The 23,152-nt window shown below is 68.7% G+C and carries 19 protein-coding genes; 12 read left to right on the plus strand and 7 right to left on the minus strand.

Features of this window, described 5'->3' with window-relative positions; translation table 11 throughout:
* Nucleotides 1–7: 7 nt before the first annotated feature.
* From ACFZAM_RS24315 to ACFZAM_RS24330, 4 genes are all read right to left on the minus strand, one after another.
* A complete protein-coding gene (locus ACFZAM_RS24315) occupies nt 8–775 on the minus strand; it encodes a succinate dehydrogenase/fumarate reductase iron-sulfur subunit (protein WP_355348299.1) in 768 nt (255 codons plus the stop codon).
* Nucleotides 772–2,739 (minus strand): fumarate reductase/succinate dehydrogenase flavoprotein subunit, encoded by a 1,968-nt coding sequence (locus tag ACFZAM_RS24320; RefSeq protein WP_355348296.1) that lies wholly within the window; start codon nt 2,737–2,739, stop codon nt 772–774. The genes ACFZAM_RS24315 and ACFZAM_RS24320 overlap by 4 nt, the downstream gene beginning before the upstream one ends.
* Before the next feature lies 1 nt (nt 2,740).
* Complete coding sequence (locus tag ACFZAM_RS24325; RefSeq protein WP_355348294.1) at nt 2,741–3,565, minus strand: hypothetical protein; 825 nt, start codon at nt 3,563–3,565, stop codon at nt 2,741–2,743.
* A 94-nt stretch (nt 3,566–3,659) separates the two neighbouring features.
* The gene (locus ACFZAM_RS24330; RefSeq protein ID WP_355348291.1) at nt 3,660–3,947 is read right to left on the minus strand and encodes a hypothetical protein; all 288 of its coding nucleotides are present in this window, start codon (nt 3,945–3,947) and stop codon (nt 3,660–3,662) included.
* A 365-nt stretch (nt 3,948–4,312) separates the two neighbouring features.
* Here ACFZAM_RS24330 and ACFZAM_RS24335 point away from each other — a divergent pair, with 365 nt between their 5' ends.
* The 7 genes from ACFZAM_RS24335 (at nt 4,313) to ACFZAM_RS24365 (ending at nt 14,313) form a co-directional block, all read left to right on the plus strand.
* Nucleotides 4,313–6,070, plus strand: a complete 1,758-nt coding sequence (locus ACFZAM_RS24335) for an ABC transporter substrate-binding protein (protein ID WP_391049264.1) — start codon at nt 4,313–4,315, stop codon at nt 6,068–6,070.
* 186 nt (nt 6,071–6,256) lie between these two features.
* Nucleotides 6,257–8,122 (plus strand): translational GTPase TypA, encoded by a 1,866-nt coding sequence (typA, locus tag ACFZAM_RS24340; protein ID WP_355348285.1) that lies wholly within the window; start codon nt 6,257–6,259, stop codon nt 8,120–8,122.
* A 440-nt stretch (nt 8,123–8,562) separates the two neighbouring features.
* A complete protein-coding gene (locus ACFZAM_RS24345) occupies nt 8,563–10,206 on the plus strand; it encodes an ABC transporter substrate-binding protein (RefSeq protein ID WP_391049267.1) in 1,644 nt (547 codons plus the stop codon).
* 140 nt (nt 10,207–10,346) lie between these two features.
* Complete coding sequence (locus ACFZAM_RS24350) at nt 10,347–11,270, plus strand: ABC transporter permease (RefSeq protein WP_188285682.1); 924 nt, start codon at nt 10,347–10,349, stop codon at nt 11,268–11,270.
* 1 nt (nt 11,271) lies between these two features.
* Complete coding sequence (locus ACFZAM_RS24355; protein ID WP_355348360.1) at nt 11,272–12,234, plus strand: ABC transporter permease; 963 nt, start codon at nt 11,272–11,274, stop codon at nt 12,232–12,234.
* 11 nt (nt 12,235–12,245) lie between these two features.
* The gene (locus ACFZAM_RS24360) at nt 12,246–13,274 is read left to right on the plus strand and encodes an ABC transporter ATP-binding protein (RefSeq protein ID WP_355348278.1); all 1,029 of its coding nucleotides are present in this window, start codon (nt 12,246–12,248) and stop codon (nt 13,272–13,274) included.
* Nucleotides 13,237–14,313 (plus strand): dipeptide ABC transporter ATP-binding protein, encoded by a 1,077-nt coding sequence (locus tag ACFZAM_RS24365; protein WP_355348275.1) that lies wholly within the window; start codon nt 13,237–13,239, stop codon nt 14,311–14,313. The genes ACFZAM_RS24360 and ACFZAM_RS24365 overlap by 38 nt, the downstream gene beginning before the upstream one ends.
* Before the next feature lie 70 nt (nt 14,314–14,383).
* On the opposite strand, the gene ACFZAM_RS24370 is transcribed toward ACFZAM_RS24365, so the two are convergent.
* The gene (locus ACFZAM_RS24370) at nt 14,384–14,767 is read right to left on the minus strand and encodes a VOC family protein (protein ID WP_391049273.1); all 384 of its coding nucleotides are present in this window, start codon (nt 14,765–14,767) and stop codon (nt 14,384–14,386) included.
* Between the two features lie 294 nt (nt 14,768–15,061).
* Here ACFZAM_RS24370 and ACFZAM_RS24375 point away from each other — a divergent pair, with 294 nt between their 5' ends.
* The 5 genes from ACFZAM_RS24375 to ACFZAM_RS24395 all read left to right on the plus strand — a co-directional run bounded on the left by ACFZAM_RS24375 (nt 15,062) and on the right by ACFZAM_RS24395 (nt 20,808).
* Nucleotides 15,062–16,708, plus strand: coding sequence for an ABC transporter substrate-binding protein (locus ACFZAM_RS24375; protein ID WP_391049275.1), 1,647 nt, complete (start codon nt 15,062–15,064; stop codon nt 16,706–16,708).
* A 100-nt stretch (nt 16,709–16,808) separates the two neighbouring features.
* On the plus strand, nt 16,809–17,732 hold the full coding sequence (locus tag ACFZAM_RS24380; protein WP_355348266.1) for an ABC transporter permease: 924 nt from the start codon (nt 16,809–16,811) through the stop codon (nt 17,730–17,732).
* Nucleotides 17,725–18,708 carry an ABC transporter permease gene (locus ACFZAM_RS24385; RefSeq protein ID WP_355348263.1) on the plus strand — a complete coding sequence of 328 codons (984 nt, stop codon included), beginning with the start codon at nt 17,725–17,727 and terminating at the stop codon, nt 18,706–18,708. Before ACFZAM_RS24380 ends, ACFZAM_RS24385 begins: the two co-directional genes overlap by 8 nt.
* A gap of 11 nt (nt 18,709–18,719) precedes the next feature.
* A complete protein-coding gene (locus ACFZAM_RS24390) occupies nt 18,720–19,745 on the plus strand; it encodes an ABC transporter ATP-binding protein (protein ID WP_355348260.1) in 1,026 nt (341 codons plus the stop codon).
* Between the two features lie 10 nt (nt 19,746–19,755).
* Nucleotides 19,756–20,808 carry a dipeptide ABC transporter ATP-binding protein gene (locus ACFZAM_RS24395; RefSeq protein WP_355348357.1) on the plus strand — a complete coding sequence of 351 codons (1,053 nt, stop codon included), beginning with the start codon at nt 19,756–19,758 and terminating at the stop codon, nt 20,806–20,808.
* Between the two features lie 120 nt (nt 20,809–20,928).
* Here the strand turns inward: ACFZAM_RS24395 and ACFZAM_RS24400 are convergent, their stop codons facing one another.
* Nucleotides 20,929–22,062, minus strand: coding sequence for a dipeptide ABC transporter ATP-binding protein (locus tag ACFZAM_RS24400; protein WP_391049279.1), 1,134 nt, complete (start codon nt 22,060–22,062; stop codon nt 20,929–20,931).
* Nucleotides 22,063–22,089: 27 nt separating this feature from the next.
* A complete protein-coding gene (locus ACFZAM_RS24405; protein WP_391049281.1) occupies nt 22,090–23,151 on the minus strand; it encodes an oligopeptide/dipeptide ABC transporter ATP-binding protein in 1,062 nt (353 codons plus the stop codon).
* Nucleotide 23,152: the final 1 nt, after the last annotated feature.

Below are 23,152 nucleotides of genomic sequence, written 5' to 3' on the forward strand. Positions count from 1 at the left end.
GGGGGAACTACTCGCCGCGGCGGCGGATCTTGTTGCCCAGCCAGATCAGCGGATCGTACTTACGGTCCACCGCCCGCTCCTTGAGCGGAATCAGCGCGTTGTCGGTGATCTTGATGTGCTCCGGGCACACCTCGGTGCAGCACTTGGTGATGTTGCAGTAGCCGAGCCCGTGGTCCTCCTGCGCGGACGAGGCGCGGGTCAGACCGGCCTCGGAGGCCGCGTCCAGCGGATGCATGTCCAGCTCCGCGATCCGCATCAGGAAGCGCGGCCCGGCGAACGACGTCTTGTTCTCCTCGTGGTCGCGCACCACGTGACAGGTGTCCTGGCACAGGAAGCACTCGATGCACTTGCGGAACTCCTGCGAGCGCTCCACGTCGACTTGCTGCATCCGGTACTCCCCGGCCGCGACCCCCTTCGGCGGCACGAAGGCCGGGACCTGCCGGGCCTTGTCGTAGTTGAAGGAGACATCGGTGACCAGGTCGCGTACGACGGGGAAGGTCCGCATCGGGGTGACCGTGATCGTCTCCTCCGGTGCGAAGACCGACATGCGGGTCATGCACATCAGCCGGGGCCGTCCGTTGACCTCCGCGCTGCACGACCCGCACTTGCCCGCCTTGCAGTTCCAGCGGACCGCCAGGTCGCCCGCCTGGGTGGCCTGGAGGCGGTGGATGATGTCGAGCACGACCTCGCCGTCGTTGACCTCGACCTGGTAGTCGCGCAGCTCGCCGCCCTCGGCGTCACCGCGCCACACCTTGAAGTGCGCTTCGTAACTCACCCGTCGAGCTCCTCGTCCGTCAGGTATTTGAGCAGCTCGTCCCTGTCGAAGAGGTCGAGCAGGTCGCCCCGGATCGGGTCCGTCGCGCGCCGGCGCAGACCGATCTGGCCGTGGTCGGGGTCGGTGGCCGCCAGGCCCCCGGTGGGGTCGGTCAGCTCGCAGACCAGATTGACCTTGCGCCAGGCGCGGTCCATCTCCGGATGGTCGTCGCGGGTGTGGCCGCCGCGGCTCTCGGTCCGCTCCAGCGCGGCACGCGCCACGCACTCGCTGACCAGCAGCATGTTCCGCAGGTCGATCGCCAGGTGCCAGCCGGGATTGAACTGCCGGTGCCCCTCGACGCCCGCCCGCCGCGACCTGGCCCGCAGCCCGGTCAGCCGGTTCAGCGCGTCCTCCATCTCGGGACCGCGCCGGATGATGCCCACCAGGTCGTTCATCACCTGCTGGAGCTCCTGGTGCAGGGTGTACGGGTTCTCCGCGGGCCGCGCCCCGCCCGCCTGCGCGCCCCCGGCGGCCTCCGCCGCGTCCGCGTCCTCCGCGCTGAACGGCCGCAGCGCCTCGGCCGCCGCGGTGTCGATCTGCTCCTCGGGTACGACGGGACGCGCGCCCTCGACGAACGAGGCCGCGTACCGCGCCGCGTGCAGCCCGGCCCTGCGGCCGAAGACCAGCAGGTCGGAGAGCGAGTTGCCGCCCAGCCGGTTGGAGCCGTGCATGCCGCCCGCGACCTCGCCCGCCGCGTAGAGCCCCGGCACCCCGCGCGCCGCGGCCGTGTCCGGGTCCACGTCGACGCCGCCCATCATGTAATGACAGGTCGGGCCGACCTCCATCGGCTCCGCGGTGATGTCGACGTCCGCCAGCTCCTTGAACTGGTGGTGCATCGACGGCAGCCGCCGCTTGATCTCCTCGGCGGGCAGCCGCGTCGACACATCGAGGAAGACGCCGCCGTGCGGGGTGCCGCGCCCGGCCTTCACCTCGGAGTTGATCGCGCGCGCCACCTCGTCGCGGGGCAGCAGCTCCGGCGGTCGGCGGTGGGTGTCGGGGGCGGAGTACCAGCCGTCGGCCTCCTCCTCGGACTGCGCGTACTTCTCCTTGAAGACGTCCGGCACGTAGTCGAACATGAACCGCTTGCCGTCGCTGTTGCGCAGCACCCCGCCGTCGCCGCGCACCGACTCGGTGACCAGGATGCCCTTCACCGACGGCGGCCAGACCATGCCCGTCGGGTGGAACTGGATGAACTCCATGTTGATCAGCGGCGCCCCGGCCAGCAGCGCCAGCGCGTGCCCGTCGCCGGTGTACTCCCAGGAGTTGGACGTCACCTTGAAGGACTTGCCGATGCCGCCGGTCGCCAGCACCACCGCGGGCGTGTCGATCACGAACAGCCGCCCGGACTCGCGCACGTAACCGAAGACGCCCGCGACCTTGTCGTCCTGCTTGAGCACGCGGGTGACCGTGCACTCCTGGAAGACCTTCAGCCGCGACTCGTAGTCGCCGGTCTCCGCGAAGTCCTCCTGCTGGAGCGAGACGATCTTCTGCTGGAGGGTGCGGATCAGCTCGAGGCCCGTACGGTCGCCGACGTGTGCCAGCCGCGGGTACTCGTGGCCGCCGAAGTTGCGCTGTGAGATCTTGCCGTCGGGGGTGCGGTCGAACAGCGCGCCCCAGGTCTCCAGCTCCCAGACCCGGTCGGGAGCCTCCTTGGCGTGCAGTTCCGCCATCCGCCAGTGGTTGAGGAACTTCCCGCCGCGCATGGTGTCGCGGAAGTGCACCTGCCAGTTGTCACCGGAGTTGACGTTGCCCATGCTGGCCGCGATGCCGCCCTCGGCCATCACCGTATGGGCCTTGCCGAACAGCGACTTGCAGATCACGGCGGTACGCATGCCCCGCTCCCGGGCCTCGATCGCGGCCCGCAGCCCGGCGCCGCCCGCGCCGACCACGACCACGTCGTACGCGTGCCGTTCGACTTGTGTCATCTCAGAAGAACCTCGGATCGTCGAATACGCCGCTGGAGACCAGATAGATGTAGAGGTCGGTGAGGCCGACGCTGATCAGGGACGACCAGGCGAGCAGCATGTGACGGCCGTTGAGGACGCCGACCCAGCCCCAGAGGCGGTAGCGCACCGGGTGCGCGGAGAAGTGCCTGAGCTTGCCGCCCATGATGTGCCGACACGAGTGGCACGACAGCGTGTACGCCCAGATCAGGATGATGTTCACGAGCAGGACGACCGTGCCCAGACCCATGTGGCCCCAGCGGTCGTGCTCGTCGCGGAAGCCGAGCACCGTGTCGTAGGTGAGGATGCCCGCCACCGGCAGCGCGAAGTAGAAGAAGTAGCGGTGCACGTTCTGCAGGATCAGCGGCAGCCGCGTCTCGCCGGTGTACTTCGCGTGCGGTTCGGCGACCGCGCAGGCGGGCGGCGAGGCCCAGAAGCCCCGGTAGTACGCCTTGCGGTAGTAGTAGCAGGTCAGCCGGAAGCCGAGCGGGAAGACCAGCACCAGCAGGGCCGGTGACAGGCCCCACCAGTCGCCGAACAGTGGCCAGTTGGCGCCGCCCTTCATGTCCGCGCAGTTCGACGCCAGGCACGGCGAGTAGAACGGCGAGACGTAGGGCGCCGCGTAGTAGTGGCTGTTGGCGAAGGCCCGCCAGGTCGAGTAGACGACGAAGGCCGCCAGGCCGAGCGCGGTGACCAGCGGTGGCACCCACCACCGGTCGGTCCGCAGATGCCGTTCGGAAATGGCCGCGCGCCCCGGCGTCAGGACGCCGCGGCGCGCGGTGGGGGAGGGGGTGGTTCCGGTGGCCAAGGAGGACTCCGAAGGAACGGGGGAGGGGACGCCGCCGGGTGCGGGCGCCGAGGGGTGCGGGGGTGGTACGGCCGCCGCGGGCCGGTGCCGCGCGCTACGGCGCGTGCCGGTGCGGCGAGCCCAGCCCCTCGTCCTCCGCGTCGGCCCACAGGCCGCGGTCGTACGGCGCGTCCGGGATCGTCACCATCTCGACCTTGCGGATGCCCGCGGTCGTCGGGACGGCCTCGTGCAGCAGAGCCAGGCTCTCCCGCAGATGGGCCGCGTCGGCCCGCACCCTGCGCATGTCCAGGCTGTCGCCCACGTGCTCGTCCAGCCGCCCGACGCAGCGCATCAAATCGTCGAGCCGCCGGGTGACCGACGTCAGATCGTCTTGCAGGGACATACGGATGCCTCACCTTCTCCGCCGTGCGGGGGTGATGCGGTTGATGACGCTGCCGCGCCTGGAAGTGTCGCGCGTCACACCTTCGGTTGGGAAGACGCGTGCACCAATTCACCTCCGGGCGGTTCGCCGGTCTCCGGGCGCGCCGCCCGCCCGGCCACCCCGCCCGGCCACCCCGCGCAGTCCCCCGCGCCCCTCATGGGCCGCCCCCCGCGCCAAGGGGCCGTCCGGGTGGAAGAGCGGGGCATTGCGGTCGTGTCGGGGCGGAGAGCCGCTCCTCGTCCCCTCCACTGGGAAGTGATTACCCGGAAATCAGGCCAAATGAGTATGTCCCCGGTCTATGCCGGGCCGCCGGAGGTGTCCGATCCATGAACCGCAGCGCGAACCCACCCGTATTGCGCGCCGCCGTGGCGCTGACCGCCGGGGCGGCCATGACCCTGACCGCCTGCTCCTCGGGCGGCGGCGCCGCCGGGACGGCGGGCACCGACATCGCGACCGTCTCGCGCGCGGGCGTCCGCGACGGCGGCACGCTGCGCTGGGCGACCGATGAGCTGCCCCGCACGCTGAACGCGTACCAGGCGGACGCGGACGCCGACACGCTGACGATCGCGGGGGCCACCCTCCCGGCGATGTACCGGCTCGACGGCCACGGCTCCCCGCGGGCAGACAGCGACTTCCTGGCGAGCGCGGACGTCGCGCAGTCACCGCGCCAGGTGGTCACGTACCACCTGAACCCCAAGGCGAAGTGGAGCGACGGCCAGGCGGTCGGCGCGGCCGACTTCGTCGCCCAGTGGAAGGCGCTGAACGGCAAGAACAGCGCCTTCTGGACGGCCCGCAACGCCGGTTACGACCGGATCTCCGACGTCCGGCAGGGCAAGGACGCCCAGCAGGTCGACGTCACCTTCGCCAGCCCGTACGCGGACTGGAAGTCGCTGTTCAGCCCGCTGTACCCGACGTCGGTGACCAGTGACGCGGACACCTTCAACGACGGCGTGCGCACCAAGCTGCCGGTCGTCGCGGGCCCCTTCGCGGTCGAGGCCGTGGACACCAAGAAGGGCACCGTCACGCTGGACCGCAACAAGGCGTGGTGGGGCGAGCCCGCCAAGCTCGACCGGATCGTGCTGACCGCCGTGCCGGTGGACAAGCGCCCCGCCGCGCTCGCCGCGGGCGCCCTCGACCTGGCCGAGATCGACCCCGGCGCGGTCACCGCCGTGACCGGTACCAAGGGCCTGGCCGTACGGAAGGCGCCCGACGCCGCGTACGCGCAGCTCGCCATCAACGGCAGTACGGGACCGCTGGCCGACGAGCGCATCCGGCACGCCGTGGCCCGCGCCATCGACCGCAAGGCCATCGCCACCGCCGTGCTCAGGCCGCTCGGGCTGCCCGACGAGGCGCTCGGCAACCACCTGGTGCTGCCCTCGCAGGACGGCTACCGCGACAACAGCTCGGCGCTCGGCACCAACGACGTGCAGCAGGCCCAGGCGCTGCTGGCCGACGCGGGCTGGACGCGCAGCAACGCCAAGACCGGCGACCAGGCGGCCGGCGGCCCCGGCCGTACCGCGGCCTCCGGAGCCGTCACCGTCGTGGAGCCCGCAGCCGCCGTCAGCAAGGCGGGCAAGCAGCTCACCATGCGCTTCGTGCTCCCGGCGGACTCCCCGACGCTGGACGACGTCGGCACCCGGATCGCCTCGATGCTCTCCGGCATCGGCATCCGCACCGAGATCACCAAGGTCGCGGGCGACAGCTACTTCCAGGACCACATCGCCTCGGGCGACTTCGACCTGGCGCTCTACTCCTGGCCCGGCACGGCCTACCCGGCCACCGACGACACCCCGATCTTCGCCAAGCCGGTGCCAGCCCCCGACGGCTCGCTGACCGTGGCGCAGAACTACACGCGGGTCGGCACCGACCAGATCGACCAGCTCCTGGACCGGGCGGGCGGCGAGCTGGACACCTCCGCGGCCCGCGACCTGACCTCCAAGGCCGACGCCCGGATCTGGGCCGCGGCCGGTTCCATCCCGCTCTACCAGCGCCCCGGCCTGGTCGCGCTGCGCACCACCGTCGCCAACGCGGGCGCCTTCGGCTTCCAGACCCCCGACTACCAGAACCTCGGCTTCCGCAAGTAGGCGCGCGCGGTCGTGGAAAACCGTGCGATTACGGGCCCCAAATCCCCTCTGAAGCCAGCCATCGGCGGCCGAGGGGGGTTGGGGCCCGTACCATGGGGTAAGGCCGCGGCGTGACCTTGCCCGGCAGGCGAGCGCGTCAACGAGGAACGCGACGTCCATCCACGATTCCGGGAGAAGCGCCGCAGCATGTCCACGCGCCACGATATTCGTAACGTCGCCATCGTCGCCCACGTCGACCACGGCAAGACGACCCTCGTCGACGCGATGCTCAAGCAGGCCGGCGCATTCGCCGCCCACCAGCATCTCGACGATCGGATGATGGACTCCAACGACCTGGAGCGCGAGAAGGGCATCACCATTCTCGCGAAGAACACCGCCGTGAAGTACCACCCCAAGGGCGGTGGCGATGTCATCACGATCAACATCATCGACACCCCGGGCCACGCCGACTTCGGCGGCGAGGTGGAGCGCGGCCTGTCCATGGTCGACGCGGTCGTGCTGCTGGTGGACGCCTCCGAGGGCCCGCTGCCGCAGACCCGTTTCGTGCTCCGCAAGGCGCTGTCGGCGAACCTGCCGGTCATCCTCTGCGTGAACAAGACGGACCGCCCCGACTCCCGGATCGACGAGGTCGTCAACGAGACGTACGACCTGTTCCTGGACCTGGACGCCACCGAGGACCAGATCGAGTTCCCGATCGTCTACGCGTGCGCGCGGGACGGCATCGCCTCGCTGACCAAGCCGGAGAACGGCACGGTTCCGGCCGACAGCGACAGCCTGGAGCCGTTCTTCTCCACGATCCTGTCCACCGTCCCGGCCCCCACGTACACCGAGGGCGCGCCGCTCCAGGCGCACGTCACCAACCTCGACGCGGACAACTTCCTCGGCCGTATCGCCCTGCTCCGGGTGGAGGAGGGCGAGTTGCGCAAGGGCCAGCAGGTCGCCTGGATGAAGCGCGACGGCTCGGTCAGCCAGGTCAAGATCACCGAACTGCTGATGACCGAGGCGCTGACCCGCAAGCCCGCCGAGATGGCGGGCCCCGGCGACATCTGCGCGGTGGCCGGTATTCCGGAGATCACCATCGGCGAGACGCTGGCCGACCTGGAGAACCCGGTCGCGCTGCCGCTCATCACGGTCGACGAGCCCGCGATCTCGATGACCATCGGTACGAACACCTCGCCGCTGGTCGGCAAGGGCGGCAAGGGCCACAAGGTCACCGCCCGCCAGGTCAAGGACCGCCTCGACCGGGAGCTGATCGGCAACGTCTCGCTCCGCGTGCTGCCCACCGAGCGCCCCGACGCCTGGGAGGTCCAGGGCCGCGGCGAGCTGGCGCTGGCCATCCTGGTCGAGCAGATGCGCCGCGAGGGCTTCGAGCTGACCGTCGGCAAGCCGCAGGTGGTCACCAAGGTGATCGACGGCAAGATCCACGAGCCGGTCGAGCGGATGACGGTGGACTGCCCCGAGGAGTACCTGGGCGCGATCACCCAGCTCATGGCGACCCGCAAGGGCCGCATGGAGACCATGACGAACCACGGCTCCGGCTGGGTCCGCATGGAGTTCGTCGTCCCGGCCCGCGGCCTGATCGGCTTCCGTACGGAATTCCTCACCGACACCCGCGGCACCGGCATCGCGCACAGCATCTTCGAGGGCCACGAGCCGTGGTTCGGCGACCTGCGGACCCGTAACAACGGCTCCCTGGTGGCCGACCGCGCCGGTGTCGTGACGCCGTTCGCCATGATCAACCTCCAGGAGCGCGGCGTGATCTTCGTCGAGGCGACCACGGAGGTCTACGAGGGCATGATCATCGGTGAGAACTCGCGGTCCGACGACATGGACGTGAACATCACCAAGGAGAAGAAGCTCACCAACATGCGCGCCGCGTCCGCGGACAACACCGAGAACGTGGTGCCGCCGCGCAAGCTCTCGCTGGAGCAGTCGCTGGAGTTCTGCCGCGAGGACGAGTGCATCGAGGTGACCCCGGAGACGGTCCGCATCCGCAAGGTCGTCCTGGACCAGAAGGAGCGGGGACGCTCGGCCGCTCGGGCCAAGCGCTGACCGCGCAGCGCCCGTAGGGGCGCGGGGAGCCGCGCGACCAGACTCCGCCGCCGGACGGCGGGGACCGGTCACGCGCTCTCCGCGCCCCTTTTGGGTTTTTCGCACTGTCCGTTATCCGGACGTTCATCTCCGCTCAGCGGCGTAAGAAAGATCACACTGTCCGTTTCGAACCTGTCTGTGTACGTTCCAGATTGTCCGAATTTTGAGCAGGATCCTCTGCCCATCGTGACCGAAGCGAAACCAGACCCTGTTCCGAGCGACCTCAAACGTGCCCGATAGTGGACGAAGTTGAGCTCGGGTCAATGGGTCACGCGCTGATGGGGAGCGCCGACTCACGAGCACGGAAGGCCAGGCCCTTCTCCTGTCAGGGGTGTCAGGAGTGTCAGCGGCGACCGGCCTTCCTTTCACGTATCGACAGTGACTCCTGAGGAGGCAAACCCATGCGCGGTGCCAAGAGCGCCAAGTGGGTCATAGGCGCGGCAGTCGTCGCCCTCGCGGCAACCGCCTGCGGTTCCGGTGATTCGGACAACAAGGCCGGCGGTTCCAACGACGGCATCGTCAGGGCGTGGTGGGGAGACCCCCAGAACCCCCTGGAGCCGGCGAACACCAACGAGGTCCAGGGCGGCAAGGTCCTGGACATGATCTTCATGAACCTCAAGGAGTACGACCCCAAGACGGGGAAGGCCAACCTTGAGGCCGCTGACTCGATCACCACGACCGACCAGCAGAACTTCACCATCAAGATCAAGCAGGGCCTGAAGTTCTCCGACGGCACCCCGGTGACCGCCAACTCGTTCGTCGACGCCTGGAACTACGGCGCGCTGCTGACGAACAAGCAGCTCAACGCGTACTTCTTCGCGGACATCGACGGCTACGCCGCGGTGCACCCCGACAAGGAGGGCGCCGCCCCGACCGCGAAGACCATGTCGGGTCTGAAGGTCGTGGACGACACCACCTTCACCGTCAAGCTCACCCAGAAGTTCTCCACGTGGCCCGACCGCCTCGGCTACAAGGCGTTCGCGCCGCTGCCGAAGTCGTTCTTCACCGACCACGCCGGCTACCTGAACAAGCCGGTCGGCGACGGCCCGTACATGATCGACTCGTACAGCAAGGGCTCCAGCATGAAGCTGGTCCCGAACCCGAACTACACGGGCCCGAGCAAGCCGAAGAACAAGGGCGTGCTGCTGAAGGTCTACACCGACAGCAACACCGCCTACGCCGACCTCCAGGCGGGCAACCTGGACGTCCTGGACGACGTTCCGGCCGAGCAGCTCAGCCACGTGAAGTCGGACCTCGGCGGCCGCTACCTCAACCAGCCGGCCGGCATCATCCAGACGGTCTCCTTCCCGCTGAACCAGAAGGCGTGGAGCGCCCCCGGCATGGAGAAGGTCCGCCAGGGCCTGTCCATGGCGATCGACCGGAAGACCATCACCGAGAAGATCTTCCAGGGCACCCGCACCCCGGCCACCGACCTCACCTCCCCGGTGCTGGGCGCGGCCGGCGGTTACAGCGACTCCGTCGGCGGCGAGTCGGTCACGTACGACCCGGTCAAGGCGAAGCAGCTCATCCAGGAGGGCGGCGGCATTCCCGGCGGTCACATGACCATCGGGTACAACGCCGACACCGGCTCGCACAAGCAGTGGGTCGACGCGGTCTGCAACAGCATCAACAACGTGGTGGGCAACAACAAGGCGTGCGTCGGCGCCCCCACCGGCACGTTCGCGGACTTCCGCAACCAGATCACCAAGGGTGAGATGACCCAGCCGTTCCGCTCCGGCTGGCAGATGGACTACCCGCTGATCGACAACTTCCTGACGCCGCTGTACGTGACGGGCGCCAGCTCGAACGACTCGCACTACAGCAACCCGCAGTTCGACTCGCTGATCAAGCAGGCGAACTCGGAGCCGGACACCGCCAAGGCGATCGGGTTCTACCAGGACGCCGAGAAGATCCTGATGAAGGACATGCCCGTCATCCCGCTCTGGTACCAGAACGGTGGCGCCGGCTGGTCGTCCCGGGTGTCCAACGTGACGGAGAACGCCTTCAGTGTCCCCGTCTTCACCGACATCACGGTCAACAACTGACCTGATGCGGTAAGCGCGCCCGCCATGGCACCCCGTGGCGGGCGCGCGTTCGGGGGGAACTGACAGCAACCGCTCGCGGTGCGGAGGTCGGCCGGGGTCACAAGCCCCGGCTCACGTCTGCCCCGATCCCTGGAGGACAGATGGGGCGCTACGTCATTCGACGACTGCTCCAGATGGTTCCGGTCTTCATCGGAACCACCTTTTTGATCTTCGTCATGGTCTACGCGCTCGGCGACCCGGTGGCCGCCATGTTCGGCGACCGGGCGCCCGACCCCGCCACGGCGAACCAGATCAGGCACGACCTGTATCTGGACCACTCGCTGCCCGCGCAGTACGGGCACTACATGTGGCAGATCCTCAGCGGCAACTTCGGTACCGCCGCCACCGGGCAGCCGGTCACCGAGCTGATGGGCACGGCCTTCCCGGTCACCATCCGGCTGACCATGGTCGCCTTCGCGATCGAGGCGGTCGTCGGCATCGGGCTCGGCCTGCTGGCCGGGCTGCGGCGCGGACGGTTCGCGGACTCGGGCGTGCTCGCGTTCACGCTGCTCGTCGTGTCCATCCCGACCTTCGTGACCGCCTTCCTGCTCCAGTACTTCGTGGGCGTGAAGTGGGGCCTGGCCAATCCGGCGGTCGCCGAGGGCGCCCCGATCGGTGACCTGATCCTGCCGGGACTCGTCCTGGCCGGTGTCTCGCTCGCCTATGTGGCCCGGCTGACCCGTACCTCGGTCGCGGAGAACTCCCGCGCGGACTACCTGCGCACGGCCGTGGCCAAGGGGCTGCCCAAGCGCCGGGTGGTCACCGTCCACCTGCTGCGCAACTCGCTGATACCCGTGGTGACCTTCCTCGGCACCGACCTCGGCGCGCTCATGGGCGGCGCCATCGTCACCGAGCGGATCTACAACATCCACGGCGTCGGCTACCAGCTCTACCAGGGCATCCTGCGGCAGAATCCGCCGACCGTCGTCGGCTTCGTGACGATCCTGGTGATCGTCTTCCTGGCCGCCAACCTGCTCGTTGACCTGCTTTACGCGGTCCTGGACCCGAGGATTCGCTATGTCTGAGATGTCCGACGCCCGGAGCGCCGCGAACGCGATATCCACAGCGCCCGCCGGGCTGCCCGTGGACGGACCGCGCGGCCCGGGGGAGCCGTCGAAGCCGTCGCGTGACGCGGAGCGCGAGAAGCCGCGCAGCCTGTGGAACGACGCCTGGCACGACCTCAGCCGCAAGCCGATGTTCTACGTGTCCGGGCTGCTGATCCTCTTCCTGGTCGTCATCTCGATCTGGCCCAGCCTGATCGCCGGGGGCAGCCCGCTCTCCTGCGACCTCGCCAAGTCGCAGAACGGGGCGACCTCCGGGCATCCCTTCGGCTTCGACCAGCAGGGCTGCGACGTCTACACCCGCACCGTCTACGGCGCGCGCGCCTCGGTGTCGGTCGGCATCTTCGCGACCCTCGGCGTCACCGTGCTGGGCTCGCTCCTCGGCGGCCTGGCCGGTTACTTCGGCGGTTGGTGGGACTCGATCCTCTCCCGGATCAGCGACATCTTCTTCGGCATCCCGATCCTGCTCGGCGGCATCGTCTTCCTGTCCGTGGTCAAGGGCGGCAGCGTCACCACCGTTTCGCTCTTCATGATCCTGCTGGGCTGGCCGCAGATCGCGCGTATCGCGCGCGGCTCGGTCATCACGGCCAAGCAGCAGGACTACGTGCAGGCGGCGCGGGCACTCGGCGCGGGCAACGCGCGGATGCTGCTGCGGCACATCGCGCCCAACGCGCTCGCCCCGATCATCGTGGTCGCGACGATCGCGCTGGGCACGTACATCTCGCTGGAGGCGACGCTGTCGTTCCTCGGCGTGGGCCTCAAGCCGCCGGCCGTCTCCTGGGGCATCGACATCTCCCAGGCGTCCACCCAGATCCGCAACGCGCCGCACATGCTGCTGTGGCCCGCGGGCGCGCTCAGCGTGACGGTGCTGGCGTTCATCATGCTCGGCGACGCGGTGCGCGACGCCCTCGACCCCAAGCTGCGCTAGGAGGTACGGCGTTGACTGTCATCGATGAGACCGCGAGCGCCCCGGCGCCCGGCGTGCCGACGGCTCCGCTGCTCGAAGTACGGGACCTGCACGTCGAGTTCCACACCCGCGACGGTGTCGCCAAGGCCGTGAACGGCGTCAACTACTCGGTGAACGCCGGGGAGACGCTGGCCGTGCTCGGCGAGTCCGGCTCGGGCAAGTCCGTGACCGCGCAGGCGATCATGGGCATCCTCGACATGCCGCCCGGCCGTATCCCGCAGGGCGAGATCCTGTTCCAGGGCCGCGACATGCTCACGATGTCCGGCGAGGAGCGGCGCAAGCTGCGCGGCCGGAAGATCGCGATGATCTTCCAGGACGCGCTGTCGTCCCTCAACCCGGTGCTGTCGGTGGGCTACCAGCTCGGCGAGATGTTCCGGGTGCACCAGGGCCTGTCCCGCAAGGCCGCCAAGGCCAAGGCGGTCGAGCTGATGGACCGGGTGCGCATCCCGGCGGCGAAGGAGCGGGTGAACGACTACCCGCACCAGTTCTCCGGCGGTATGCGGCAGCGCATCATGATCGCGATGGCGCTCGCCCTCGAACCCGACCTCATCATCGCGGACGAGCCGACGACCGCGCTCGACGTCACCGTCCAGGCTCAGGTGATGGATCTGCTCGCCGAACTCCAGCGGGAGTTCAACATGGGCCTGATCCTGATCACCCACGACCTGGGTGTGGTCGCGGACGTGGCCGACAAGATTGCGGTGATGTACGCGGGCCGGATCGTCGAGAGCTCGCCGGTCCACGAGATCTACAAGAACCCGGCGCACCCGTACACCAAGGGCCTGCTCCAGTCGATTCCCCGGCTGGACCAGAAGGGCCAGGAGCTGTACGCGATCAAGGGGCTGCCGCCCAACCTGCTGCGTATCCCGTCGGGCTGCGCCTTCAACCCGCGCTGCCCGATGGCCCAGGACATCTGCCGGACCGAGGTGCCCGTGCTGCACACGATCGGCGACGGGCGCGGCAGTGCCTGCCACTTCTGGAAGGAGACGCTCGGTGAGTGACCTCTCGAACCGGGGTGAACCCATCCTCCAGGTGCGGAACCTGGTGAAGCACTTCCCGCTGACGCAGGGCATCCTGTTCAAGAAGCAGGTCGGCGCGGTCAAGGCGGTCGACGGGATCTCCTTCGACCTCTACCGGGGCGAGACGCTCGGCATCGTCGGCGAGTCCGGCTGCGGCAAGTCCACGGTCGCCAAGCTGCTGATGAACCTCGAACAGGCCACCGCGGGCGAGGTGTTCTACAAGGGCGAGGACATCACCAAGCTGACCGGGCGCGCCCTGAAGGCCGTCCGGCGCAACATCCAGATGGTGTTCCAGGACCCGTACACCTCGCTCAACCCCCGTATGACCGTCGGCGACATCATCGGTGAGCCCTTCGACATCCACCCCGAGGTGGCTCCCAAGGGGTCGCGCCGCAAGCGTGTCGAGGACCTGCTGGACGTGGTCGGCCTCAACCCCGAGTACATCAACCGGTATCCGCACCAGTTCTCCGGCGGCCAGCGGCAACGCATCGGCATCGCACGGGGGTTGGCGCTCAACCCGGAGATCATCATCTGCGACGAGCCGGTCTCCGCGCTCGACGTCTCGGTGCAGGCCCAGGTCATCAACCTGATGGAGAAGCTCCAGGACGAGTTCACCCTCTCCTACCTCTTCATCGCGCACGACCTGTCGATCGTCCGGCACATCTCCGACCGCGTCGGCGTGATGTACCTCGGGCGGATGGCGGAGATCGGCACCGACACCGAGATCTACGAGCACCCGACCCACCCCTACACCCAGGCCCTGCTCTCCGCCGTCCCGGTCCCGGACCCGGCCGCGCGTGAGCACCGCGAGCGGATCATCCTCTCCGGCGACGTGCCTTCCCCGGCCAACCCGCCCTCCGGCTGCCGCTTCCGCACCCGCTGCTGGAAGGCCGAGTCCCGCTGCGCCGAGGAGACCCCGCTGCTGGCGATCCCCGCCCGCTTCCAGGGCGGCTCCACCCCGGCCACCCACGAGTCGGCCTGCCACTTCGCCGAAGAAAAGGACGTCGTCGGCGCCGCCTGACGATCCCCCACCCCAGAGGGGCGCCCCCCACCCCGGGGGGCGCCCCTCTCGCGCGCGTCAGGCGTGGCCGTCAGGCGTGGGCGGCCTCGCGGTCGGCTTGGCTGCGCAGGACGCAGAATTCGTTGCCCTCGGGGTCGGTGAGGACGGCCCAGCCGGTGCCGTCGGGGTTGCGGCGGTCGGTGAGGAGGGTGGCGCCGAGGGCGAGGAGGCGGTCGACCTCCTCGTCGCGGGTGGTGTCGGGGCGCAGGCACAGGTGGACGCGGTTCTTGACCGTCTTGGGCTCGGGCACCTGGTTGAAGTGGAGCAGGGGGCCGTCCGCGAGGAGCACTTGGACCTCCGGGTCGCCCGGCCGGTCCTCCGGATCCAGCGGACGGCCGGTGACGCCGCTCCAGAAGAGAGCCAGGCTGTAGGCGTCCGCACAGTCGATCGCCACGTTCTGCACTACCGAGACCATGGCCCGAGCCTTCCCGATCCCGGCGCCCGGCGCCACCGGGTATCCGCCGGTCACGTCCTCGGACGGTGCCGCTCTCCCACCGCACGGGACCGGACGGGCGAGCGGGCGCGGCCGCCTCCATTTTTGACGCGGACAGGTCACTTCATGCGGGCCGTGACACGGCTTTCTGACAGTGCGTTGCGCCATGGCCAACGCATTGGACATGCCGACACGGAGTAGTAGAAGTGCGACTTTGGCTCTATTGCGGTGTCATGGGTGACTAAGTGTCATTTGTGATCCATGAGGAGGCACGCGATGCGCGGAGCCACGCGCTTGAAGTGGGCCGTCTGTGCGACGGCCGTCGCCCTGGCAGCCGCCGCCTGCGGCAGCAGCAGCAACAACAGCGGTGGGGGCGGCGGCGGCAGCGGCTCCGGCGTCGTGCGCGCTTCCTGGGGCGACCCGCAGAACCCGCTGGAGCCCGCCAACACCAATGAGGTGCAGGGCGGCAAGGTGCTCGACATGGTCTTCCGCGGCCTGAAGAAGTACGACCCGAAGACCGGCAAGGCGACCGACATGATCGCCGACTCGATCACCACCACCGACTCGCAGACCTTCGACATCAAGATCAAGTCGGACTGGACCTTCAGCAACGGCGAGAAGGTCACCTCCGACTCCTTCATCAACGCCTGGAACTACGGCGCGCTGCTGAAGAACGCCCAGATCAACGCGTACTTCTTCCAGTACATCGACGGGTACGACAAGGTCCACCCGGACACCGCGGGCGCCAAGTCCTCCGCGACCACGCTCTCCGGTCTGACCAAGGTCAGCGACACCGAGTTCAAGGTGAAGCTCAACCAGAAGTTCTCCACCTTCCCCGACACCCTCGGGTACTCGGCGTACTACCCGCTGCCGAAGGCGTTCTTCGACGACCACGCCGCCTGGCTGAAGAAGCCGATCGGCGACGGCCCGTACACCATCCAGTCGTACAGCAAGGGCTCGCAGATGAGCCTGCGCAAGTGGGACGGCTACAAGGGCCCGGACCCGGCCCAGAACGGCGGCGTCGACCTGCGGGTCTACACCGACAACAACACCGCCTACACCGACCTCCAGGCGGGCAACCTGGACCTGGTCGACGACATCCCGGCCTCGCAGCTCAAGAACGTCAAGAGCGACCTCGGCGACCGTTACATCAACCAGCCCGCCGGCATCATCCAGACCCTCGCCTTCCCGCTGTACAACTCGCGCTGGTCGTCCGCGAACTCCGCGAAGGTCCGGCAGGGCCTGTCGATGGCGATCAACCGCCAGCAGATCACCCAGCAGATCTTCCAGAACACCCGCACCCCGGCCACCGACTGGACCTCCCCGGTGCTGGGCGCGTCCGGCGGCTACAAGGCCGGCCTGTGCGGCACCGAGTGCACGTACGACGCGGCCAAGGCCAAGCAGCTCATCCAGGAGGGCGGCGGCCTGCCGGGCGGCAGCATCACCATCGGCTACAACGCGGACACCGGCTCCCACAAGGAGTGGGTCGACGCGGTCTGCAACAGCATCAACAACGTGCTGGGCAACAACAAGGCGTGCGTCGGCAGCCCCACCGGCACCTTCGCCGACTTCCGCAACAAGATCGTCAACAAGCAGATGGACAACCCGTTCCGGTCCGGCTGGCAGATGGACTACCCGCTGATCCAGAACTTCCTCCAGCCGCTGTACTACACCAACGCGTCGTCCAACGACTCGCACTACAGCAACGCCAACTTCGACAAGCTGGTCAACCAGGCCAACGCCGAGACCGACACCGCCAAGGCCGTCGGCCTCTTCCAGGACGCCGAGCGCCAGCTCGTCAAGGACATGCCCGCGATCCCGCTGTGGTACCAGAACGGCAGCGCCGGGTACTCCGACAAGATCACCAACGTCGAGCTGAACCCGTTCAGCGTCCCGGTCTACAACGAGATCAAGGTCAAGTGACGTCCGCCGGAGGCCGCACCGGCAACCCGGTGCGGCCTCCGGCCGCTCCGCTTCCCGCCCCTCCCCGTCACTGCTCGGAAGGCCCTTCGGAAGGCACCGCATGGGACGCTATGTGATCCGGCGGCTGCTCCAGATGATCCCGGTGTTCATCGGCAGCACATTCCTGATCTTCCTCATGGTCTACGCGCTCGGCGACCCCGTCGCCGCGCTCTTCGGCGACCGCGCACCGGACCCCGCCACCGCTGCCCAGATCCGCTCGGACCTGCACCTGAACGACCCGCTGTGGAAGCAGTACCTGCTCTACATGGGGAACATCTTCCGCGGCGACTTCGGCACCGCCTTCAACGGGCAGTCCGTCACCTCCCTGATGGGCAGCGCCTTCCCGGTCACCATCCGGCTCACCATCGTCGCCATCATCTTCGAGATCATCATCGGCATCCTGCTCGGCGTGATCACCGGCATGCGGCGCGGCAAGCCGATCGACACCGGGGTGCTGCTGATGACCCTGGTCGTCATCTCGGTGCCCACGTTCGTGACCGGCTACGTGCTCCAGTACCTGTTCGGCGTGAAGCTCGGCTGGGTCAGCCCCTCGGTCTCCCCCAGCGCCCCGTTCAACGAACTGATCCTGCCGGGCCTGGTCCTCGCCCTGGTCTCGCTCGCGTACGTCACCCGGCTGACCCGTACCTCGATCGCCGAGAACACCCGCGCCGACTATCTGCGCACCGCCGTCGCCAAGGGCCTGCCACGCCGCAAGGTGATCTTCCGGCACCTGCTGCGCAACTCGCTGATCCCGGTGGTCACCTTCATCGGCACCGACATCGGCGGCCTGATGGGCGGCGCGATCGTCACCGAGCGCATCTTCAACATCCACGGCGTCGGCTTCCAGCTCTACCAGGGCATCCTGCGCAACAACTCGCCGACGGTGGTCGGCTTCGTCACGATCCTGGTGCTGGTCTTCCTGCTGGCGAATCTGCTAGTCGACCTGCTGTACGCGGTCCTGGACCCGAGGATTCGTTATGCCTGAACAGAGCAACCCGCTCGACCCCGGCCAGTCCGTCTCGGCCGCGGGCGGTGGCGGCGGCTTCGACCTGGCGGCGGAGGAGGCCGGGTCACTGGAGAAGGGGCCGGGGCCCGACGGCGGCGACCCCGCGGAGAAGCCGCGCAGCCTGTGGTCGGACGCCTGGCGCGACCTGCGGCGCAACCCCATCTTCATCATCGCCGCGCTGATCATCCTCTTCCTGGTGATCATCTCGATCTGGCCCGGACTGATCGCCACCCAGGACCCGCTGAAGGCCGACCTGTCCAAGGCCCAGCAGGGCGCGAGCCCCGGCCACCCCTTCGGCTACGACCAGCAGGGCCGCGACGTCTACACGCGCGTGGTCTACGGCGCCCGCGCCTCGGTCACCGTCGGCGTCTGCGCGACCCTGGGCGTGGTCCTCCTCGGCAGCGTCCTCGGCGGCCTCGCCGGGTTCTTCGGCGGCTGGTGGGACGCGGTCCTCTCCCGGATCAGCGACATCTTCTTCGGCATCCCGGTCATCCTCGGCGGCCTGGTCTTCCTGTCCGTGGTCACCAACAGCACCGTCTGGCCGGTCATCGGCTTCATGGTGCTGCTCGGCTGGCCGCAGATCGCCCGTATCGCCCGCGGCTCGGTGATCACCTCGCGGGAGAACGACTACGTGCAGGCCGCGCGGGCGCTGGGCGCGGGCAACTCCCGCATCCTGCTGCGGCACATCACGCCCAACGCCGTCGCGCCGGTCATCGTCGTCGGCACCATCGCGCTGGGTACGTACATCGCGCTGGAGGCGACCTTGTCCTACCTCGGCGTGGGCCTCAAACCGCCCACCGTCTCCTGGGGCATCGACATCTCCGACGCGTCCTCGCAGATCCGCAACGCGCCGCACATGCTGCTGTGGCCCGCGGGCGCGCTGAGCATCACCGTGCTGGCCTTCATCATGCTCGGCGACGCGGTGCGCGACGCCCTCGACCCCAAGCTGCGCTGAGGAGCCCGTACATGAGCACCGAGTACCTGGCCGCAGAACACACCAGCGCCCCGCCCAGCGGCAACCTGCTGGACGTCCACGATCTGCACGTCGAATTCCGTACCAGGGACGGGGTCGCCAAGGCGGTCAACGGCGTCACGTACTCGGTGGCCGAGGGCGAGACGCTGGCCGTGCTCGGCGAGTCCGGCTCCGGCAAGTCCGTGACCGCGCAGGCCATCATGGGCATCCTCGACTCGCCGCCCGGCTTCATCACCAAGGGCGAGATCGTCTTCCAGGGCAAGAACCTGCTGACGATGGTCGGCGAGGAGCGGCGCAAGGTCCGCGGCGCGAAGATGGCGATGGTCTTCCAGGACGCGCTGTCGTCCCTCAACCCCGTGCTCACCGTGGGGGAACAGCTCGGCGAGATGTTCACCACCCACCAGGGCATGTCGAAGAAGGACTCGCGGATCAAGGCCGTCGAGCTGATGGAACGGGTCCGCATCCCCGCCGCCGCCGAACGCGTCAAGCAGTACCCGCACCAGTTCTCCGGCGGTATGCGGCAGCGCGTGATGATCGCCATGGCGATGGCCCTGGAACCCGCGCTGATCATCGCCGACGAGCCGACGACCGCGCTCGACGTGACGGTGCAGGCGCAGGTGATGGATCTGCTGGCCGAACTCCAGCGGGAGTTCAACATGGGCCTGATCCTCATCACCCACGACCTGGGCGTCGTCGCGGACGTGGCCGACAAGATCGCCGTGATGTACGCGGGCCGGATCGTGGAGACCTCGCCGGTCCACGAGATCTACAAGCGGCCCGCCCACCCGTACACCAAGGGCCTGTTGCAGTCGATCCCGCGGCTGGACCAGAAGGGCCAGGAGCTGTACGCGATCAAGGGGCTGCCGCCCAACCTGCTGCACATTCCGCCCGGTTGCGCCTTCAACCCGCGCTGCCCGATGGCCCAGGACATCTGCCGCACCGATGTGCCCCCGCTGGCGAAGGTGAGCCCCGACCGGGCGAGCGCCTGCCACTTCTGGAAGGAGACGCTCGGTGAGTGAACAGCCCGTCATGCACAAGGACCCGGTCAAGGCGGCGCACGAGCCGATCCTCGAAGTACGCGACCTGGTCAAGCACTTCCCGCTGACCCAGGGCATCCTGTTCAAGAAGCAGATCGGCGCGGTCAAGGCCGTCGACGGTGTCTCCTTCGACCTCTTCCCCGGCGAGACGCTGGGCATCGTCGGCGAGTCCGGCTGCGGCAAGTCGACCGTCGCCCGGCTGCTGATGAACCTCGAAGTGCCCACCGCCGGACGCATCCTGTACAAGGGCGACGACATCACCAAGCTGTCGGGGCGGGCCCTGAAGGCCGTCCGGCGCAACATCCAGATGGTGTTCCAGGACCCGTACACCTCGCTGAACCCCCGTATGACCGTCGGCGACATCATCGGTGAGCCGTACGAGATCCACCCCGAGGTCGCGCCCAAGGGCGACCGGCGCAAGCGCGTGCAGGACCTGCTGGACGTGGTCGGCCTCAACCCCGAGTACATCAACCGGTATCCGCACCAGTTCTCCGGCGGCCAGCGGCAACGCATCGGCATCGCACGGGGGTTGGCGCTGCGCCCCGAGATCATCGTGGCCGACGAGCCGGTCTCCGCGCTCGACGTGTCGGTGCAGGCCCAGGTCATCAACCTGATGGGCAATCTCCAGAAGGAGTTCAACCTCTCCTACATGTTCATCGCGCACGACCTGTCGATCGTCCGGCACATCTCCGACCGGGTCGGCGTGATGTACCTCGGCAAGATCGTCGAGATCGGCGGCGACGAGGCGATCTACGAGCACCCCACGCACCCGTACACCCAGGCCCTGCTCTCCGCCGTCCCGGTCCCGGACCCGGCCGCGCGTGAGCACCGCGAGCGGATCATCCTCTCCGGCGACGTGCCCTCCCCGGCCAACCCGCCCTCCGGCTGCCGCTTCCGCACCCGCTGCTGGAAGGCCCAGGAGCGCTGCACCCTGGAGGAGCCGCTGCTGGCGGTCCCCCCGGCCTTCCGCGGCACGGCGGGCCCGGCCGAGCACGACTCGGCGTGCCACTTCGCGGAGGAGAAGCAGGTCGTCCCGAACGACTGAGCGCGCGCCGCGGCCGGGAGCGTGTGACGGGCGCCGGCAACGCGAGACGGTCCGTACCCGGGTGGTGCTGGGGTGTCCGGGTACGGACCGTTTCCGAGCGGAGGCTGAACTGAGCCCGGGTCAAAGGGTCTTGTCAGCCGCCTCCTCGATCGCGGCCAGCGCGGGGTCGAGGACGATGTCCTCGTCCCGCGCCGCGATCGTCGGCTCTTCGGGGAAGTGACAGGCCGTCAGGTGCCCGTCCGTGTTCCCGTCGATCTGGACCAGCGGCGGTTCGTCCGTCGCGCACTTGTCCTGCGCCTTCCAGCACCGGGTGCGGAAGCGGCAGCCGGACGGCGGGTTGATCGGCGACGGCACGTCACCGGCCAGCCGGATCCGCTCGCGGTCGTCCGCGTGGTCCACGTCCACCTCGGGCACCGCGGACAGCAGCGCGTGGGTGTACGGGTGGCGCGGGCGCAGGTAGATCGAGTCGCGGTCGCCGACCTCCACGACCTTGCCCAGGTACATCACCGCGACGCGCTGCGAGAAGTGCCGCACGATCGCCAGGTCGTGCGCGATGAACAGGAACGCGATGCCCATCTCCTCCTGCACCTTCTGCAGGAGGTTGACGACCTGGGCCTGGATCGACACGTCGAGCGCCGACACCGGCTCGTCCGCCACGATCAGCTTCGGCTTGAGGGCCAGCGCCCGTGCCACGCCGATGCGCTGCCGCTGACCGCCGGAGAACTCGTGCGGGAAGCGGTTGTAGTGCTCCGGGTTGAGACCGACGGTCTCCAGCAGCTCGCGCACGTGCTTCTCGCGCCCGCCGGGCGGGTTGATCCCGTTGATCTCCATCGGGCCGCCGATGATGGTGCCGACCGTCTGGCGCGGGTTCAGCGACGAGTAGGGGTCCTGGAAGATCATCTGGATCTCGGACCTGATCGGCGCCAGCTCCTTGCGCGAGGAGTGCGCGATCTCCTGGCCCCGGTACAGCACGCTGCCCCCGGTCGGCTCCAGCAGCCGGGTGATCAGCCGGCCGGTCGTCGACTTGCCGCAGCCCGACTCACCCACCAGGCCGAAGCTCTCGCCGGCGTGGACCTCCAGGTCCACCCCGTCCACGGCCCTGACGGCGCCCACTTGGCGCCTGAACGGAAAGCCGCCGTAGATCGGGAAGTGCTTGGTGAGGTCCTTGACCTCCAGCAGCTTCTCGCCGACGGGCCTTTTGTCGCGCTGTTCCGGGACCGTTTCGGTCACGGTAGCGCTGGTGTCGTTGCTCATGGTGGTATGCCTGCCCCTGGTGACCGGTCAGCCCAGCCGGGGCTGAATCTTCTCGATGAATACGGACTGCCGCTGTTCCGCGGTCAGATGGCACGCGGAACCGCGACCAGCCGGCAGGTCGGGCCGCGACGTGACGCAGGTGTCGCCGCCGACCAGCGCGGGGAACTCGCAGCGCGGGTGGAACGGGCAGCCGGTCGGCGGCCTGAGCAGGCTCGGCGGAGCGCCCGGAATCGGCGTCAGCGGGTCGTCGACATTGCCGCTGAGGCGCGGCATCGAGCTGAGCAGACCCCAGGTGTACGGGTGCTGCGGCTCCTTGACGATCTCCCGCACCGAACCGCGCTCCACGGCGCGCCCGGCGTACATCACGAGCAGGTCGTCGGCGACCTTGGAGACCACACCGAGGTCGTGGGTGATCAGGATGATCGCGGACCCGAACTCCTGCTGGAGGTCCTTGAGCAGGTCCAGGATCTGGGCCTGCACGGTCACGTCGAGCGCGGTGGTCGGCTCGTCGGCGATCAGCAGATCGGGGTTGCACACCAGCGACATCGCGATCATCGCGCGCTGCCGCATACCGCCGGAGAACTGGTGCGGGTAGTCGTCCACGCGCTGCTTGGGCTGCGGGATGCCGACCTTCTCCAGCATCTCGATCGCCCGGTCCCGGCCCTCGCGCTTGCTGGCGCCCAGGTGCTTCCGGTACGGCTCCGCGATCTGCCGGCCGACCGTGTAGTACGGCGACAGGGCGGTCAGCGGGTCCTGGAAGATCATCGCCATCTTGTTGCCGCGCAGCCGCTCCAGCGTGCGGTTGCTCGCACCGGTCAGCTCCTGGCCGTCCAGGATGATCTCCCCGGCGATCTCGGTGGTCGCCGGATTGTGCAGCCCGAGGATCGACAGGTTCGTCACCGACTTGCCGGAGCCGGACTCACCGACGATACCGAGCGTCTGGCCGCGCTCCAGGTCGAAGGAGAGACCGTCGACGGCCTTGACGGTGCCGTCCTCGGTGGAGAAGTGGACGTACAGGTCGCGTACGGACAAGAACGAGTCCGACCCGCCCTTGTGCGTGCCCTCCTCGGGCTTGGTCATGGTGGTCACT

The sequence above is a fragment of the Streptomyces sp. NPDC008079 genome, assembly GCF_042957385.1.
In the GTDB taxonomy this organism is placed as follows: domain Bacteria; phylum Actinomycetota; class Actinomycetes; order Streptomycetales; family Streptomycetaceae; genus Actinacidiphila.